At 36.7% G+C, this 13,991-nt stretch carries 14 protein-coding genes; 6 read left to right on the forward strand and 8 right to left on the reverse strand.

What is annotated here, in order from left to right; translation table 11 throughout:
• Window positions 1-2 precede the first annotated feature (2 nt).
• The 3 genes from ACMGDK_RS13610 to ACMGDK_RS13620 form a co-directional block, all read right to left on the reverse strand.
• A complete protein-coding gene (locus ACMGDK_RS13610; protein ID WP_436808457.1) occupies window positions 3-1,085 on the reverse strand; it encodes an AI-2E family transporter in 1,083 nt (360 codons plus the stop codon).
• 24 nt (window positions 1,086-1,109) lie between these two features.
• A complete protein-coding gene (locus ACMGDK_RS13615) occupies window positions 1,110-1,847 on the reverse strand; it encodes a beta-carotene 15,15'-monooxygenase (protein WP_436808458.1) in 738 nt (245 codons plus the stop codon).
• Window positions 1,848-1,919: 72 nt separating this feature from the next.
• Entirely contained in the window at window positions 1,920-2,642 is a 723-nt protein-coding gene (locus ACMGDK_RS13620) for a hypothetical protein (RefSeq protein WP_436808459.1), read from the reverse strand.
• 47 nt (window positions 2,643-2,689) lie between these two features.
• On the opposite strand from ACMGDK_RS13620, the gene ACMGDK_RS13625 reads away from it, so the two are divergent.
• Both ACMGDK_RS13625 and ACMGDK_RS13630 read left to right on the forward strand, forming a co-directional pair.
• Entirely contained in the window at window positions 2,690-3,667 is a 978-nt protein-coding gene (locus tag ACMGDK_RS13625; RefSeq protein ID WP_436808460.1) for an aminodeoxychorismate synthase component I, read from the forward strand.
• Window positions 3,651-4,277 (forward strand): aminotransferase class IV, encoded by a 627-nt coding sequence (locus ACMGDK_RS13630; RefSeq protein WP_436808461.1) that lies wholly within the window; start codon window positions 3,651-3,653, stop codon window positions 4,275-4,277. Before ACMGDK_RS13625 ends, ACMGDK_RS13630 begins: the two co-directional genes overlap by 17 nt.
• Here ACMGDK_RS13630 and menD read toward each other — a convergent pair.
• Window positions 4,274-5,950, reverse strand: a complete 1,677-nt coding sequence (gene menD, locus ACMGDK_RS13635) for a 2-succinyl-5-enolpyruvyl-6-hydroxy-3-cyclohexene-1-carboxylic-acid synthase (RefSeq protein ID WP_436808462.1) — start codon at window positions 5,948-5,950, stop codon at window positions 4,274-4,276. The genes ACMGDK_RS13630 and menD overlap by 4 nt on opposite strands.
• Before the next feature lie 84 nt (window positions 5,951-6,034).
• On the opposite strand from menD, the gene ACMGDK_RS13640 reads away from it, so the two are divergent.
• Window positions 6,035-6,985, forward strand: a complete 951-nt coding sequence (locus ACMGDK_RS13640; protein ID WP_436808463.1) for an isopenicillin N synthase family dioxygenase — start codon at window positions 6,035-6,037, stop codon at window positions 6,983-6,985.
• A gap of 178 nt (window positions 6,986-7,163) precedes the next feature.
• Window positions 7,164-7,325: a bacteriocin-like protein gene (locus tag ACMGDK_RS13645; protein ID WP_167409392.1), complete on the forward strand. Its 162-nt coding sequence runs from the start codon at window positions 7,164-7,166 to the stop codon at window positions 7,323-7,325.
• 86 nt (window positions 7,326-7,411) lie between these two features.
• Here the strand turns inward: ACMGDK_RS13645 and ACMGDK_RS13650 are convergent, their stop codons facing one another.
• Together ACMGDK_RS13650 and ACMGDK_RS13655 are read right to left on the reverse strand one after the other, a co-directional pair.
• Entirely contained in the window at window positions 7,412-8,458 is a 1,047-nt protein-coding gene (locus ACMGDK_RS13650) for a PA0069 family radical SAM protein (RefSeq protein ID WP_436808464.1), read from the reverse strand.
• 120 nt (window positions 8,459-8,578) lie between these two features.
• Entirely contained in the window at window positions 8,579-8,773 is a 195-nt protein-coding gene (locus tag ACMGDK_RS13655; protein WP_111953749.1) for a hypothetical protein, read from the reverse strand.
• 173 nt (window positions 8,774-8,946) lie between these two features.
• On the opposite strand from ACMGDK_RS13655, the gene ACMGDK_RS13660 reads away from it, so the two are divergent.
• Window positions 8,947-9,297: a hypothetical protein gene (locus tag ACMGDK_RS13660; protein ID WP_436808465.1), complete on the forward strand. Its 351-nt coding sequence runs from the start codon at window positions 8,947-8,949 to the stop codon at window positions 9,295-9,297.
• A 58-nt stretch (window positions 9,298-9,355) separates the two neighbouring features.
• On the opposite strand, the gene ACMGDK_RS13665 is transcribed toward ACMGDK_RS13660, so the two are convergent.
• Both ACMGDK_RS13665 and ACMGDK_RS13670 read right to left on the reverse strand, forming a co-directional pair.
• A complete protein-coding gene (locus ACMGDK_RS13665; protein ID WP_436808466.1) occupies window positions 9,356-12,001 on the reverse strand; it encodes a hypothetical protein in 2,646 nt (881 codons plus the stop codon).
• Between the two features lie 36 nt (window positions 12,002-12,037).
• Window positions 12,038-12,835, reverse strand: coding sequence for a DUF2797 domain-containing protein (locus ACMGDK_RS13670; RefSeq protein ID WP_436808467.1), 798 nt, complete (start codon window positions 12,833-12,835; stop codon window positions 12,038-12,040).
• 85 nt (window positions 12,836-12,920) lie between these two features.
• Between ACMGDK_RS13670 and ACMGDK_RS13675 the strand changes: the two genes are divergently transcribed.
• Window positions 12,921-13,943 (forward strand): GDP-mannose 4,6-dehydratase, encoded by a 1,023-nt coding sequence (locus ACMGDK_RS13675; protein WP_436808468.1) that lies wholly within the window; start codon window positions 12,921-12,923, stop codon window positions 13,941-13,943.
• The last annotated feature ends 48 nt before the right edge of the window (window positions 13,944-13,991 follow it).

Consider the following 13,991-nt stretch of genomic DNA (forward strand, 5'->3'; position numbering starts at 1 on the left):
TTTTATACAATTAAATTAACCTTTTCTTCCTCATCATTATCCGGCAGTTTAAGATCCGGCGGTGTCTCTTCATCTGAAAATTCATTCCTGTAAACCTGGATCAGAAGCAGAGTAAACGAAATAAGGATTGGTCCGAAAATCAGTCCCATAAAACCGAATAAGTTCATTCCCATGATAATTCCGAACACGGTATTCAACGGATGGATATTTTCGAGTTTCTTTAAAAGGGTAAACCGAAGCAGGTTATCCGTAAGTCCAACCACGACTAAACAATAGACCGCCAAACCAAGCCCCTGGCCTGTATTTCCCTCCGCAATCATAAAAATACATACGGGAATGTATACAATAGCCGCACCTACAACAGGGACCATTGAAGCAGCAGCCGTTAAAGCAAAAAGAAGAACCGGACTGGGTGCTCCAAAGATAAAATATCCTATCAATGCTACAATGCCCTGCCCTAAAGCAACAACAGGAATTCCAATCGCGTTGGCCATGATCAGCTTTCTAAGCTTATCGCCGATCAAAGAAATATTAGCTCTCTTTAAGGGGGCGGAAGAACTAAGGATCTTCTCAAACAGCCTTGGCCTATCCAACATAAAATAAAGGATAAAATACATGGACAGTACTACAGTAAGCGTATTAAATGTCCCGCTAACTGCTGATGTGGAAAACTTTCCTGCAGAGCTCTTTACTTTATCCATATTCTCTTTGCTGAGAATATCAAAACTTGTTTTAGAATAGATATATGAATGTATCTTATCCAGGAACACATTGAACTTCGCCATGTAAACCTGGGCATTCCCAAGTTTATCGATAAGAAGGTCGGCAATAAAATAGATCGGAAGAATAAGGATAATAAGACTGGCCAACATCAAAACAAGCGATGACTGCCAGGGTTTCCATTTTTTTTCTTCCTGCAGATAGAAATTATATCTTCTGCAGACCACATAAATAGTGATCGCCCCAAGCACTGACGGGATGAACAGTGAAAGATTAAAACAGATTAATCCTGTAAGCACCAGAATTATAGCCAGCAGGGCAACTTGTTTTATCGCAACATTGCTTATCTGTTTATCTTTATCCATTGTGTTTCTATCTTATTATTTTATTTATTTCTTAAATTCGATTTGTCTCGGTTTTCCTAAAAAAGCACAATAAGCAGAATACATAACGATCATCATGAAAGGAGCTGTTAAAATAATACCAATCCCGCATAAAACAATTCCTGCAATAGAGATCAGTCCTCCCAATACGGTAGTTCCAAGAAACGTTCCGTAATTTTCCTTGGCAATATTAAAAGACTTCCCTAATGCTTCAGTAGCCGATGCATTTTCGAATAATAAAATAGGATATCCCAATAAAAGGAAAGGATAAACAAAAATAAACGGGAAGAAGCACAGCGCCATCGCAACACTTGAAATAATCCCTGAAAGAATACTGTAGATCAGGATATTCACAAAATTCTGCTTGTAACCGATAAATAAATCTGCAAAATCGATCTGATTTTTAGTATTATATTTATTCACAATGTAAATAAGTCCTACATATAATGGAGCGAGTAAGATGCCCAAAAGACCGGATAGCGAAAGATAAAGCGAAAATCCCGGGGCATTCCAGTAGTTGAAGCTTGAGTAATCTCCACCTGCATCTCTCATTTCCTCCATCATGGATGCAGAATTGAATCCACTGACAGACTGTATGATGAAGCCTCCTATAAGGTAAATTATCATTGCGACAATCCCGTAAAGAAAAACGCCTTTATACATTTCAAAAGAATGCGAAATAATAGATCCTGTATCTCTGTTTGGAACGGATCCCTGCTGATCAAATTCATTAAATTCTGACATAGTTTAATATTTTAATGGTTTCACCAAATTTAACTTTTTTTGCCATAAAAACATATTAAACCTTTTTAAAATTTAACTTTTTTCCGAGAAAACCGTTTTATACAGAGAGTAAATCATTGCATTCCAAAACGGGAACGTAAAGAGTCCGCCTATAAAAAACAATGCAAATCCTATATACTTAAAGAAAACCGCAACAATAACGCATACCAATATTTCTAAAAAATATTTCCTTAATGCCTGAAGGTTCAGCGAAATCGCTTCAAAAATCCTCTTATTTGTAAAAAACAGCAGCGGAGCTACAAAAATGGTGACAAATACCCAGATAACGGCAAGGATAATGGTCTGAAATGTATAAACATAAACAAATGACCAGAAAATATAATAGCCTATATATTTAAAAAAATTAAACCCGTTATATCCTACAAGAAGGTCTCCTAATTCCAGCTTCTCATTCAGGTCAATTTTCCTGTAAATCTGATAAAACCCGATATTGAGGGGATAAAGAAAAATAGAGGTCCCCATAATAGCCCAGGAAAAATATTTAAATCCCGGATTCGACTGCATTTTTACAATCTGTGCAGAATATGCTTCCACACCTTCTTTTGCATGTTTTGCTACTTCTGCATATTGGGTTAAAATATCATACTTTCCATCGAAGAAGAAAAACACTGTAAAAAAGATTCCAAAATAAAATATTGAAAATATTAATTGAAAGAAAAGCGTCTTATTCCAATAGAAAAAAGCCTGCTTCAGTATAAAATCAATTCCCGGTTTCTGAGGATATCTGCTCTGCATTAAAAAATTTTTACACAAAAGTAATCATCATTAATTATTTTTGCAGGATGTTTTCAATGAATCATCAAAAATTTATGGAAATGGACGAACTTTCCTTTCAGAAGGTTCCGTACTTTTTCATGATCGATTTCCTTTCGGAGAATATAGAAATCTATAGAGAAAATGAAATTAATAAATCAGGTTTATTAATTGATTTTCAACTATTTTCAAACTCAAAACAGAAATACAGCCTCAATAAAAAAATTGAATGGAAATCATTTCCGGAAACGCTGGAAAGCTTTAAAAAAGGATTTGACAATGTTCAGAAAAATATCCGTCTTGGAAATTCTTATCTTGTCAATTATACCAGAAAAACCGAAATTCAGACCAATTTAAGCCTTGAAGAAATATTTTATCACTCAAATGCAAAGTACAAAGTTTTTTATAAAGATTTTTTTGTATTTTTTTCTCCTGAAACTTTTGTAAAGATTATTGACGGCAAAATCTTGACCTACCCAATGAAAGGTACTATTGATGCATCATTGGAAAATGCAGCTGAAGTTTTGAAAAACGATAAGAAAGAGAAAGCGGAGCATTATACGGTTGTTGATCTTCTCCGGAATGACCTCAGCATGGTTGCAGATGATGTGAAAGTTGACCAGTTCCAGCATATAGACCTCATCAGGACACAGCAGAAAGATTTGTATGCGATGAGTTCTGAAATTTCAGGGAAGGTAAAGCCTGAATTTGCAGGAAAAATAGGAAGCTTGATGAAAAAGCTGCTTCCCGCCGGATCAATTCTTGGAGCTCCAAAGCCCAGAACGCTGGAAATAATCTTAGATGCGGAAGGATATGACAGAGGTTATTATACCGGAGTATGCGGCTGGTTTGACGGTGAAAATCTTGACAGTTGCGTAATGATCCGCTTTATTGAAAAAGAAGGCGACCGGCTTTATTTCAAAAGTGGTGGCGGTATAACACATATGAGCAAGTTAGAAGACGAATATCAGGAAATGAAAAATAAAATCTATGTCCCAATTCATTGAAAGCATAAAAATAGAAGATCAGGAGATTTTTCTTTTGGAACTACATCAAAAACGCATCAACCAGACTTTTGCCCATTTCGGTAAAGAGGGCTCTATTGATCTGGCCAAGATCTTCAAAAATCTAGAACATGATGAAGACGGTCTTTTCAAACTGAGACTTTCCTATGACCTGGAGAAAAGGGTAAGGACCATGATGATCCCATATGCCATTCCTGAAATACAAAGCTTTCAGCTGGTTGAAAACAACAGCTTCGACTACTCTTTCAAGTTTGAAGACCGTAAGGAATTGGACAAAATGAAAATGAAATCAAAAGCTGAAGAGATCATCATTGTTAAAAACAACCACATCACCGATACTTCTTTTTCCAATATTCTTTTCTTAAAGGGTAAGGATTGGTTCACGCCGGCAACCTATCTTCTGAACGGAGTACAGCGACAGAATCTCCTGAAACATAAGAAGATAAAAGAAGCTGAAATCACCCTTCAGAACATTAAGCAGTTTTCTCATTTTCAACTGATTAATGCTCTGAATGATTTTGATGATATGTTTATTTATCCTATTGACAAGATTACAAATTTACCGGGAAACGAAGAATATCTTGACCTTTAATTTCCTTTCATGAATTCAAAATAAGCCTTCTGAACATCCGCACTGTTTTTCCCGTAGGTATTTACTTCAAGGATTTTTGGCTGAAGGTCTGGTTTGAAGAAATTTTCCAAAACCCTGTCTAACGTGGGCTCATCTTCAACTTTAATATAAGAGAAACCAAAATGCTTCGCCAGGTGTTCAGCATGTTTGCGATGTTTCGTTGCTATAAATTCGTCTAAAGTATTTGGGTTGGCATTGCCCGGTCCCGGAATGATTTTAAAGATATTCCCTTCACCGTTATTGAAAATAATAATTCTTACAAACGGCGGAATGTATTGGTTCCAAAGTCCGTTGATATCATAGAAGAACCCAAGATCTCCCGTAATTAGCAGAGTCGGATTTGCGTTTTTTATGGCAAAGCCCATTGCTGTAGAAGTAGAGCCGTCTATACCGCTAGTTCCTCTGTTGCAGTACATTTTCCTTTTTCCAAAATCAAACAGCTGTGCATATCTGATCGCTGAGGAATTACTGAAATGAATATTATAGTTCTCAGGAATGGTCTGTGAAGCTTTATTAAAGAAATAAAAATCCGAAAATTCAGCTTTATTCAGGAACTGTTCATGCTTTGCATCTTTTTTATCCCTTAAAACATCCCAAAGATTAAAATAAGGTCTCGGCTCAAGATTGATAAATTTCAGAAATTTTGAAAAGAAAACCTCAGGCTTCACCTCTATCTTTTCAGTCAGAGAGAAATAGGTATCCGGCTGCCATACTTCATCCAGGTGCCAATGCTGCTTCGGACGGGCATTTCTCAGAAACTGTTTTACTTTTTTGGAAACTACATTCTGCCCTATCGTAATCAAAAGATCCGGAGCATAGGTTTTATAGTCTTCTTCAGTAAAATTAAAGATATAACGGTCTATATGTCTGAAAAACTTCTCATGATACAGATTAGAGTTGGCTTCACTCAATACAACAACAGAATGGTTTTTCACCAGCTGTGTTAATTGGTTTTCCAGCTCCGGGCTGTGATCTTTGGTTCCCACCAAAATCATGATCCTTTGGGACGTATGCCAGTCTGCAATTAAATTGGATGGCACCTCATACTCCTTCTGTCTGATAGTTTTTTCAACGGTAGGAAAAGAAGGAAGCTCTGAAACCAATTCGTACAATGGCTCCTCTAAAGGAATATTGATATGAACCGGACCCTGTTTTTCAAAACAGAGCTCGATTGCTTTTTTAATAATGTCAAAATTAATGTCCTCCGCATTTTCTTTACTGTCTTCCAAGAGCTGAAAGTCGCCATAAGAATGCTGATGAAAAATATCCTTCTGCCTGATGGTCTGCCCGTCAAAAATATCTACAAAATCCGTAGGCCGGTCGGCAGTAAGGATCAGAAGCGGAACATTCTGATAGAAAGCTTCTGTAACTGCAGGGTAATAGTTTGCTACTGCCGAACCACTGGTACACGTTATTGCTACCGGTTTTTTCTCACTTTTAGCCATACCTATTCCTACAAAAGCTGCACTTCTTTCATCCACAATACTATAACAGTTGAAGCCATCAATTTCTGAAAAATGGATCGCCAGGGGTGCATTTCTGGATCCCGGTGAAATGATAACATCTGAAATTCCGTACTGCTGAAGAAGATGGGCAAGTATCTGAATACTTCTCTTCGAAGAATATTTTTTCATACAGCAAATTTAACTGATAAATACTTATTTTAAAATCATTTCATTTAAAAAATATGTAATTTTGTGATTCGTAAATTTCTAAAAATGGATAAAATACCTAGTGTAGACCTGCGTGATTTCCTTTCGGACAACCCGGAACGCAAACAGAAATTTGTAAATGAAATCGGAAAAGCTTATGAAGAAATTGGTTTTGTTGCCTTAAAAGGCCATTTTCTTGATGACAAATTAGTAGATGAACTCTACGGAGAGGTTAAAAACTTTTTTGAACTGCCTGTAGAAACAAAGCAGAAGTATGAAATTCCAGGAATCGGCGGCCAGAGAGGTTACGTAGGATTCGGTAAAGAAACCGCTAAAGGTTTCAAAAAAGGTGATTTAAAAGAATTTTGGCATTTTGGACAGTATGTGTCTGATGATTCAAAATACAAATCCCAGTATCCTGACAACGTGACTGTTGATGAGCTTCCAAAATTCAATGAAGTAGGTAAAAAAGCCTACCAAATGCTTGAAAAAACAGGCCAGTATGTATTAAGAGCTTTGGCGCTGTATCTGGGTCTGGATGAGTTTTATTTTGACGACAAGATCGCTGAAGGAAACTCTATTTTAAGACCTATCCACTATCCTCCAATTACTCAGGAGCCTGATGATGCAGTAAGAGCAGCTGCTCACGGAGACATCAACCTGATCACTCTTTTGATGGGATCTCAGGGAAAAGGCCTTCAGGTTCAAAACCACAACGGAGAATGGATCGATGCGATTGCAGAACCGGACGAATTAATGATCAATGTTGGAGATATGTTGTCAAGACATACTAATAACAAGCTGAAATCCACTATTCACAGAGTGGTTAACCCACCAAAAGAATTATGGGGAACTTCAAGATACTCAATTCCTTTCTTTATGCATCCGGTAAGCGAGATGTCACTGAATGCTCTTGAAAACTGTATTGACGAAAACAATCCTAAGTTATATGAAGATACAACTGCAGGAGAATTTTTACATGAAAGACTTATTGAATTAGGACTTATCAAAAAGTAAATATAAAAAGTCAATAATTGGTATGTATAGGGGTAACCCTCAGATTAATTATTGACTTTTGTTTTAATACAGATTAAAATTTATCAAAAAAGTTTAATCTCCTTTCTACCACATCTTGTTTTAGTTAAAAATATTTTAATTATCTTTATCGTACTATCAAATTTTTAATTAAAACAGTATGAAAAATTTAAAAAAACTAAACAAAGGCCAGTTAAAAAGCATCTCAGGAGCAGGAGCAATTAAGCTTCCGGAACCGGAATTCTGCATGTATTATTGCAGCGGAACTGTAATCTGTGCAGCTTGCAGCGATGATTTCCAATGTCCGGATGATTCTATGTAATTTGAAATCAAAACGAATAAGAAAACCGTTCCTTTTTGGAGCGGTTTTTTTTACAACCACTTTTGAGCTAAAACATGATTTTAAGTTCAATCGAACAACCTCAATTGCTGATCTTTAGCCCCGGTAAAATTTGCTGTAGAAAGCTTGGTAAATTCTTTCCCTTCAAAAAATTTCTTCCTCCCGATTTTGAATGTATTATGGATCATTTCAGCGATATTCCCCTCACCTCTCTGCCTTTCAAAATATCTTTTGTCACCTAGTTTTCCGCCACGCATGGAGCGGATAAGATTTAAAACCTTTTGTGCTCTGTCCGGGAAATGGGTTTCTATCCAGTTAACAAAAACAGGCTCTACCGTATCATTCAGCCTTACCAACGTATAGCCGAAGCTTAAGGCCCCTGCATCAGAAATAGCTTTTAAAATACTTAACGGCTCATCACTGTTCAGACCGGGAATAATGGGCGCCACCATGACATGCACGGGAATTTTGTTTTCTGTAAGAATCTCCACGGCCTTCAATTTATTCGGAGCCGAGCTTGTTCTCGGTTCCATTTTGCGTCTAAGATCTTCATTAATAGTAGGAATACTAAGTGACACAGAGACCAGATTCTGCTCTGCCATAGGTTTTAAAATATCCAGATCTCTCAGAACAAGTGCATTTTTTGTCAGAATATTCACCGGATGTCTGTAATCCAAGCAGACCTGAAGCAGTTTCCTGGTGATTTCAAACTGCCTTTCTGCAGGCTGATAGCAGTCGGTATTTCCCGAAAGCAGAATGGGCGCTGGTTTATAACCTCTTTTCTGGAAAAATTTCTCTAGCAATTCCGGAGCATTTTTCTTTACCATGATTTTTCTTTCAAAATCAATTCCGGCGCTGTAACCCCAGTATTCATGAGTAGGCCTTGCGAAGCAATAGGAACATCCATGTTCGCAGCCCTGGTACGGATTCATGGAATACTCCATTGGCAGGTCTTCGCTTTTCACCTGATTCACAATAGTTTTCGGAAAAACTTCCGTAAAAGAGGTTTTTATGGTTTCGAAATCTTCATCATCCGGCTCATAGGTATACCTGTCGAAACGGTTGACCACGTTTCGCTGCGCTCCCTGTCCTTTTATGAATTTTTCGTTCTGCATTATGATGTAAAATTATAATGGATTTCTTATAAAATAATAAGTTTTAACATTAAAGTTATCCACAAAAAATCCGGCCCCTTTGACAGAGCCGGATTTAACATAATTAAATATATTCTTTTACTACTTCAGTGCATAAAATTCCACCCCGTGATATTCATCGTCGTGGTTTTTTTCATCAAAATGTCTGTGATAATCCGAATAGGTATCACTATATTTTTTATCTTTTTTAGTCAATATCTTTTTTATTCCAATAAAACCTAATACTGCCAAAAGACCAACTCCCCCTGCCAGTAAAACGCCAACTTCTTTTTTCATATTTTGTCTGATTTATTAACGTATCTATTGCAAAAAGTATACCTATTTTATTTTTTTGAATTATAAATTTTGTTAACATTACGTATGATTTCAATGAAAGATGCAATTGCCTTTTTATTTAAATTTAGCAAATCAATGGTTTAATTATTGTAGTACTTTTAAAAAATAATATTATGGATAATTCAGAAAATATAGACAGGATGACAACGTTGAGCCAGGTTATGAATACTCTTTCAAAAAGAGGAATTCACAGAGAGTTCAGAATGAATGAGGCTTGCGAGATGAAATTTGAAAATTCAGAAAAAGTATACCAGCCTTCCGAGCTGACCATTTTAAAAACATACCGTTTTGAAGGGGACAGCAATCCAGACGATAATGCAGTATTGTATGTTGTAAAGGACAACGCCGGAAACCACGGAATGATCATAGATTCTTACGGAGCGGAAAGCAACTATCCGGGAGAAAAATTTGATGAGTTTTTAAGAGATATCCCTATCCAGGAAAGCGATGAATTTAATTTTTAAAAGAATTAATTTCAAAATTTGAAAATCAGGCTTTAAGCTTAAAGATATAATCCCGGAATTACTCAGTTTCGGGCTTTTCTTTTTTCCTGAAGACATTCTTTAGAAAACCTTTTTTTTCCTTTTTCTTTGGTTCAGCTTCTTTCTTGACCTTTATCTCCTGTTTCAGTTCCTTCACAGTCTCTTTCACATCTTTCACAGAGGAAACTGCATTTTTTACGGTCTTTTCTGTTTTCTCAATATTCTTGCTTATTAAGGTTTTCTTCAGTCCCTGCTCAATTCCTTTCCAGAACAGATTGAAGAACGATTTTGTAGGGTCCCGCTCAACATTTTCCACCGCCACCGCTTCCGGAAACTGTTCAGAATTGGATTTTATAAAAAGATTAGCAACAGCGGTCAGCACTCCTTTTTTCTCACGATTATCCTTATTGAGAACAGCAATTTTGAGGTCTTTATGTTTCAGGTTAAATGTTCCGTTTATTCCTGCAGGATTCCCTTTGAAGTTAAATAACATTTCCTGAATTGTACCTGAAGTGGCCGTGACATGAAGGTAAGGCCTGATGAACGGATTAATTCCGCTAGCAGGAAGATTGGATGTTTTCCCTGAAATTGAAAATCCATCATTATGGTCTGCCACATCAAAGCCCCAGTTCACTGAAAGCGGTGCCAGGTTCATGAATGAGCAATTGATCCTGATATCTACTTTGGTAGATTTTCCTTTTGTTTTGCCAGAATTAAGGTTTTTAACGTTCATATTAAAACTACTGAACGTTAGTTTTCCGGGCCCTGCGCTTTCCGGAGTATCTTCTTCATAGACCAAAACTGAATTTTTCAGTTCAAGATTATTGACGGTCATTGGAATTTTTATAGACCGGAGCAGCCTGGAATACAAAGGCTTTATTTTAGGATCATCTTTCGGGATTTTACTCCTGAAGATATTGGCATCGGCAGAAAGAACGGTCACATTTGAAGCATTAATCGACTTATTGTCTGAAAACAGATTCCAGCTTCCATCCGCCGTTATCTGCACAGCCTTGAGATCATATAGATCACGTTCAACAGGTATCATTTTGATAAACTGGGCTCTTGAAACGAGAGGCTTCATTGCAAAGTTATTGATCTGGATCTTATTTTTATTTAATTTTAAAAGACCTGCGCTTAAATTATAGAACTGTGTTTTATAAGCAAAGTTCCTGGTTGTGAGAAAATAGTCTTTAATTTTGAAAGAGAGCCCCTCATTATTTGGTTTTGGGGCAATTTCAATTGCATTAACAGTTGCATTAAGGTCATGAAATGCTAATGGCTGCGTTCCTTTATCATAAACAATATCCGAATTTTTAACGGTCATTTTCCGGACTGTTACTAACTGTATTATTCCCGGGCCCGGTTTCCTTTTAATCCTGTTTTTAGCGGCCTTAATTGTTCCGCTTATATTTTCAACAAGGACATCTTTAAGATCCAGCTTAAGTTTTCTTTCAATAAATTCAAGCTTGTTGATATTGAACGCAATATGACTGGTTTTCAAGTTCATAGAACCTCTTTCTGCTACCGTTTTTCCGGAAGACAGAATCAGATTCCTGATTTCACCGCTTTTCGGATTTAATGCAAACCTCTCAATAGCAAAGTTCCGGTGATTCGAATACTGTATTTCCCTTCCTGAAAAATGAAAATCTTTATATCCAACAGGAATTACTTCTGCTGCCGTGACTTTATCAAACTTCAGCTGATTGACTTTCACATTCAGTGTTTTTGCAAAAAACAGTCTGCTTCCGTCAGGTTTATTGACCAATACCGAGAGGTTGTTAAGCTTCACGTCTTCCAGATTGACCTCAAAATTCAATTTATTTTCAGCCTTTTTGGGCTTTATTCCTGTATTATGAACAGTAAGAACCGGATTTTGAAAATCAGCATTAGCCAGCGAAACTTTATTCTTCTTTAAAACCACATCTTTAAAATCCATCTTTGGAATGGAAAATTCAAACAGTTTAGGCTTTTTTGGATAAAATCTTTTAAACTGTTCAAAAGAAAGCAGCGGAATCAATCGGAAATTTCCGACTGACATCTGCCCGTTTGATGTTACAATATTGCTGATTGTAATGGCATAAACATTATCCGGGCGAAAGAAAAAATTCTTCCCTTTGATATCATAACGGTCAAAAACTACCGGAAGTTTATCTTCTACAGATTCTTCGGTCATCTGAAGGTTTTCTACAAAAAGATCGAGCTCCTGAACAGACAGAAATTTCTGTTTGGTATGCTTGAAAATATTGATCGTTCCTTTATTGATCCTTATATTCTCAAATAAAACCGGATTTCTTTTTTTTCCCGTTTTGCGATCTACTGGTTTTGCGAGACTGATATTTAAATTGGGTTTAGCCAGCAGAAGATCAGATGAGCTGATTTTTTTATTGAAAACAGCGTCATAAATTCCGAAACGGCTGATCTTTATGCTATCAATTGTTCCCTGGAGCCCAATCACGTTGGCATTTTGGGGATCTTTGCTGTTTACCGTTATTCCTGCCACAAAAATATTCCCTGAACCAAGATCTACATCCAGTTTTTTATAGGAAACCTTATAGTCGGTATTATTCTTTATATAGTCCGGAAGCTGGGTTTTAAGCCATATATTCAACCCGAAATTTGCAGCCAGAAGAATGACCAGCAGAATTCCAAGGCCTATCAATAACTTTTTAACCCATGTTTTCATATTTGTGATTAGTTTTCGTTATTTTAAATATAAGGATTAATTTTTTATTTCCAATTCAATAACATAACCCTCATGACCTCTTACATTCATAAAGTCTCCCCCACTAAAACTTAAATACTGTCCTTTGATACCTGTAAGCTTACCCGTAAACTCTGGTTTTTTGTCCAGCGTAAAAGAAGTTACTTTTTCCGGTTTTTCAAAAGGATAATCAAACATCCATAAGTTTTCTCCTTCGCTGTAAAATTTCTGGAAATCTTCGGGAAAATACTGTCTGATCTTCTGCTGAAAGTCGGCAAGATCCATCTCTCCCTCAAAATCATCCTGAAGCATTTTTTTCCAGTTTGTTTTATCAGGAAGATGCTCTTTTAAGGCAACCTCAATCATTCCTGCCTCGTAACGGTTCTCTGTTCTGGCGATAGGAAGTGCAAAAGTAGCTCCCTGATCTATCCATCTTGTCGGGATTTGGTTATTTCTCGTTACACCTACTTTTACATCACCGGTATAGGCAAGATATACGGTATGAGGCTGCAGCTGGATTTGTTTTTCTATTTCCAGATCACGTTCAGCAACTCCCAGATGAGCCGTGGAAAGCTCTGGACGAATAATTGTATCACTTGCATAAGGGCTTTCGAAGAAGCAGCTCTTACAGAACCCCATTCTATAAACAGGCTTGTCCTCTCCGCAATTAACACACTGAAATCCGGTATGTTTTATCCTCAGTTCTTTTCCGAACAGCTCGTTCATATGGATAAGGTCTCCCGAAAGATTGAGATAATATTGAATTGGCTGTGCATCGAAGCTCGTCATTTTTAAAATTTGCCCTTGAAACTGCATACTATTTATATTACTTTTTTAAGTAAATTTAATGATTATATTTTCAAAAAGTAAATTTATATTTTTGTCCATTAAAAATCCACAAATGATTTATCTTGTAACTGGAGGAAGCGGCTTTATAGGTTCACATTTAATAGAACGATTATTAAAGAATGGACATTCTGTCATAAACGTTGACAATTTTGATGATTTCTATAATTATCAGACAAAAATTAAAAACACATTAGAGTCTATCGATAAAATTTCGGATTTTGAGTTTTCGGACAAAGAGACCGATATCAGACATTTAATCGCTATATCACAGTCAGACAGATATCAGATGTATTATCAGGATATCCGTGATAAAAAAGGACTTGAAACTATTTTTAAAAGTCACAAAATCGACCTTGTTATTCATCTTGCGGCTCTTGCAGGAGTACGTCCGTCTATTGAAAGACCTCTGGAATATGAAGAGGTGAATGTACGTGGAACGATGAATCTTTGGGAACTCTGCAAAGAATTCAACATCAATAAATTCATATGCGCCTCTTCATCAAGCGTTTACGGCAACAATGAAAAGACTCCTTTTTCAGAAGCAGATAATGTAGACCATCCCATTTCTCCTTATGCTGCCACCAAAAAAAGCGGTGAAATTCTGGGACATGTTTACCATAACCTTTATCATATAGATATGATCCAGCTTAGGTTTTTCACGGTATATGGTCCCAGACAGAGACCGGATCTTGCCATCCATAAATTTACAAAACTGATCTCGGAAGGACAGGAAATTTCATTTTATGGTGATGGAAATACAGCAAGAGATTATACTTATATTGATGATATTATCGACGGAATCACGAAATCCATCCTTTATTTAGAGGCTCATTCCGGAGTTTATGAAATTATTAATCTTGGAGAAAGCGAGGTGGTTACTTTATCTGAAATGCTGCGTACAATAGAAACCACCTTAGGAATTTCTGCCATGAAGAAAAATCTGCCAATGCAGCCGGGGGATGTCCATAAAACCAATGCAGATATCACAAAAGCGAAGACATTAATTGGCTACAAACCAGACACAGACTTCCAAAATGGCATAAAAAAATTTGTGGAATGGTTTTTGAGAAAATGACAGCATGTAAGTTGCTGACACGGCTGTAATGCAGTCTATGACGGCGAA

This window comes from Chryseobacterium hilariae, from assembly GCF_051400735.1.
Lineage (GTDB): Bacteria > Bacteroidota > Bacteroidia > Flavobacteriales > Weeksellaceae > Chryseobacterium.

Excerpts from the sequence above, each read along its gene's own strand:
- ACMGDK_RS13610 (WP_436808457.1), bottom strand. The coding sequence starts at position 1,085 with ATGGATAAAGATAAACAGATAAGCAATGTTGCGATAAAACAAGTTGCC.
- ACMGDK_RS13615 (WP_436808458.1), bottom strand. The coding sequence starts at position 1,847 with ATGTCAGAATTTAATGAATTTGATCAGCAGGGATCCGTTCCAAACAGA.
- ACMGDK_RS13620 (WP_436808459.1), bottom strand. The coding sequence starts at position 2,642 with ATGCAGAGCAGATATCCTCAGAAACCGGGAATTGATTTTATACTGAAG.
- ACMGDK_RS13625 (WP_436808460.1), top strand. The coding sequence starts at position 2,690 with ATGTTTTCAATGAATCATCAAAAATTTATGGAAATGGACGAACTTTCC.
- ACMGDK_RS13630 (WP_436808461.1), top strand. The coding sequence starts at position 3,651 with ATGTCCCAATTCATTGAAAGCATAAAAATAGAAGATCAGGAGATTTTT.
- menD (WP_436808462.1), bottom strand. The coding sequence starts at position 5,950 with ATGAAAAAATATTCTTCGAAGAGAAGTATTCAGATACTTGCCCATCTT.
- ACMGDK_RS13640 (WP_436808463.1), top strand. The coding sequence starts at position 6,035 with ATGGATAAAATACCTAGTGTAGACCTGCGTGATTTCCTTTCGGACAAC.
- ACMGDK_RS13645 (WP_167409392.1), top strand. The coding sequence starts at position 7,164 with ATGAAAAATTTAAAAAAACTAAACAAAGGCCAGTTAAAAAGCATCTCA.
- ACMGDK_RS13650 (WP_436808464.1), bottom strand. The coding sequence starts at position 8,458 with ATGCAGAACGAAAAATTCATAAAAGGACAGGGAGCGCAGCGAAACGTG.
- ACMGDK_RS13655 (WP_111953749.1), bottom strand. The coding sequence starts at position 8,773 with ATGAAAAAAGAAGTTGGCGTTTTACTGGCAGGGGGAGTTGGTCTTTTG.
- ACMGDK_RS13660 (WP_436808465.1), top strand. The coding sequence starts at position 8,947 with ATGGATAATTCAGAAAATATAGACAGGATGACAACGTTGAGCCAGGTT.
- ACMGDK_RS13665 (WP_436808466.1), bottom strand. The coding sequence starts at position 12,001 with ATGAAAACATGGGTTAAAAAGTTATTGATAGGCCTTGGAATTCTGCTG.
- ACMGDK_RS13670 (WP_436808467.1), bottom strand. The coding sequence starts at position 12,835 with ATGCAGTTTCAAGGGCAAATTTTAAAAATGACGAGCTTCGATGCACAG.
- ACMGDK_RS13675 (WP_436808468.1), top strand. The coding sequence starts at position 12,921 with ATGATTTATCTTGTAACTGGAGGAAGCGGCTTTATAGGTTCACATTTA.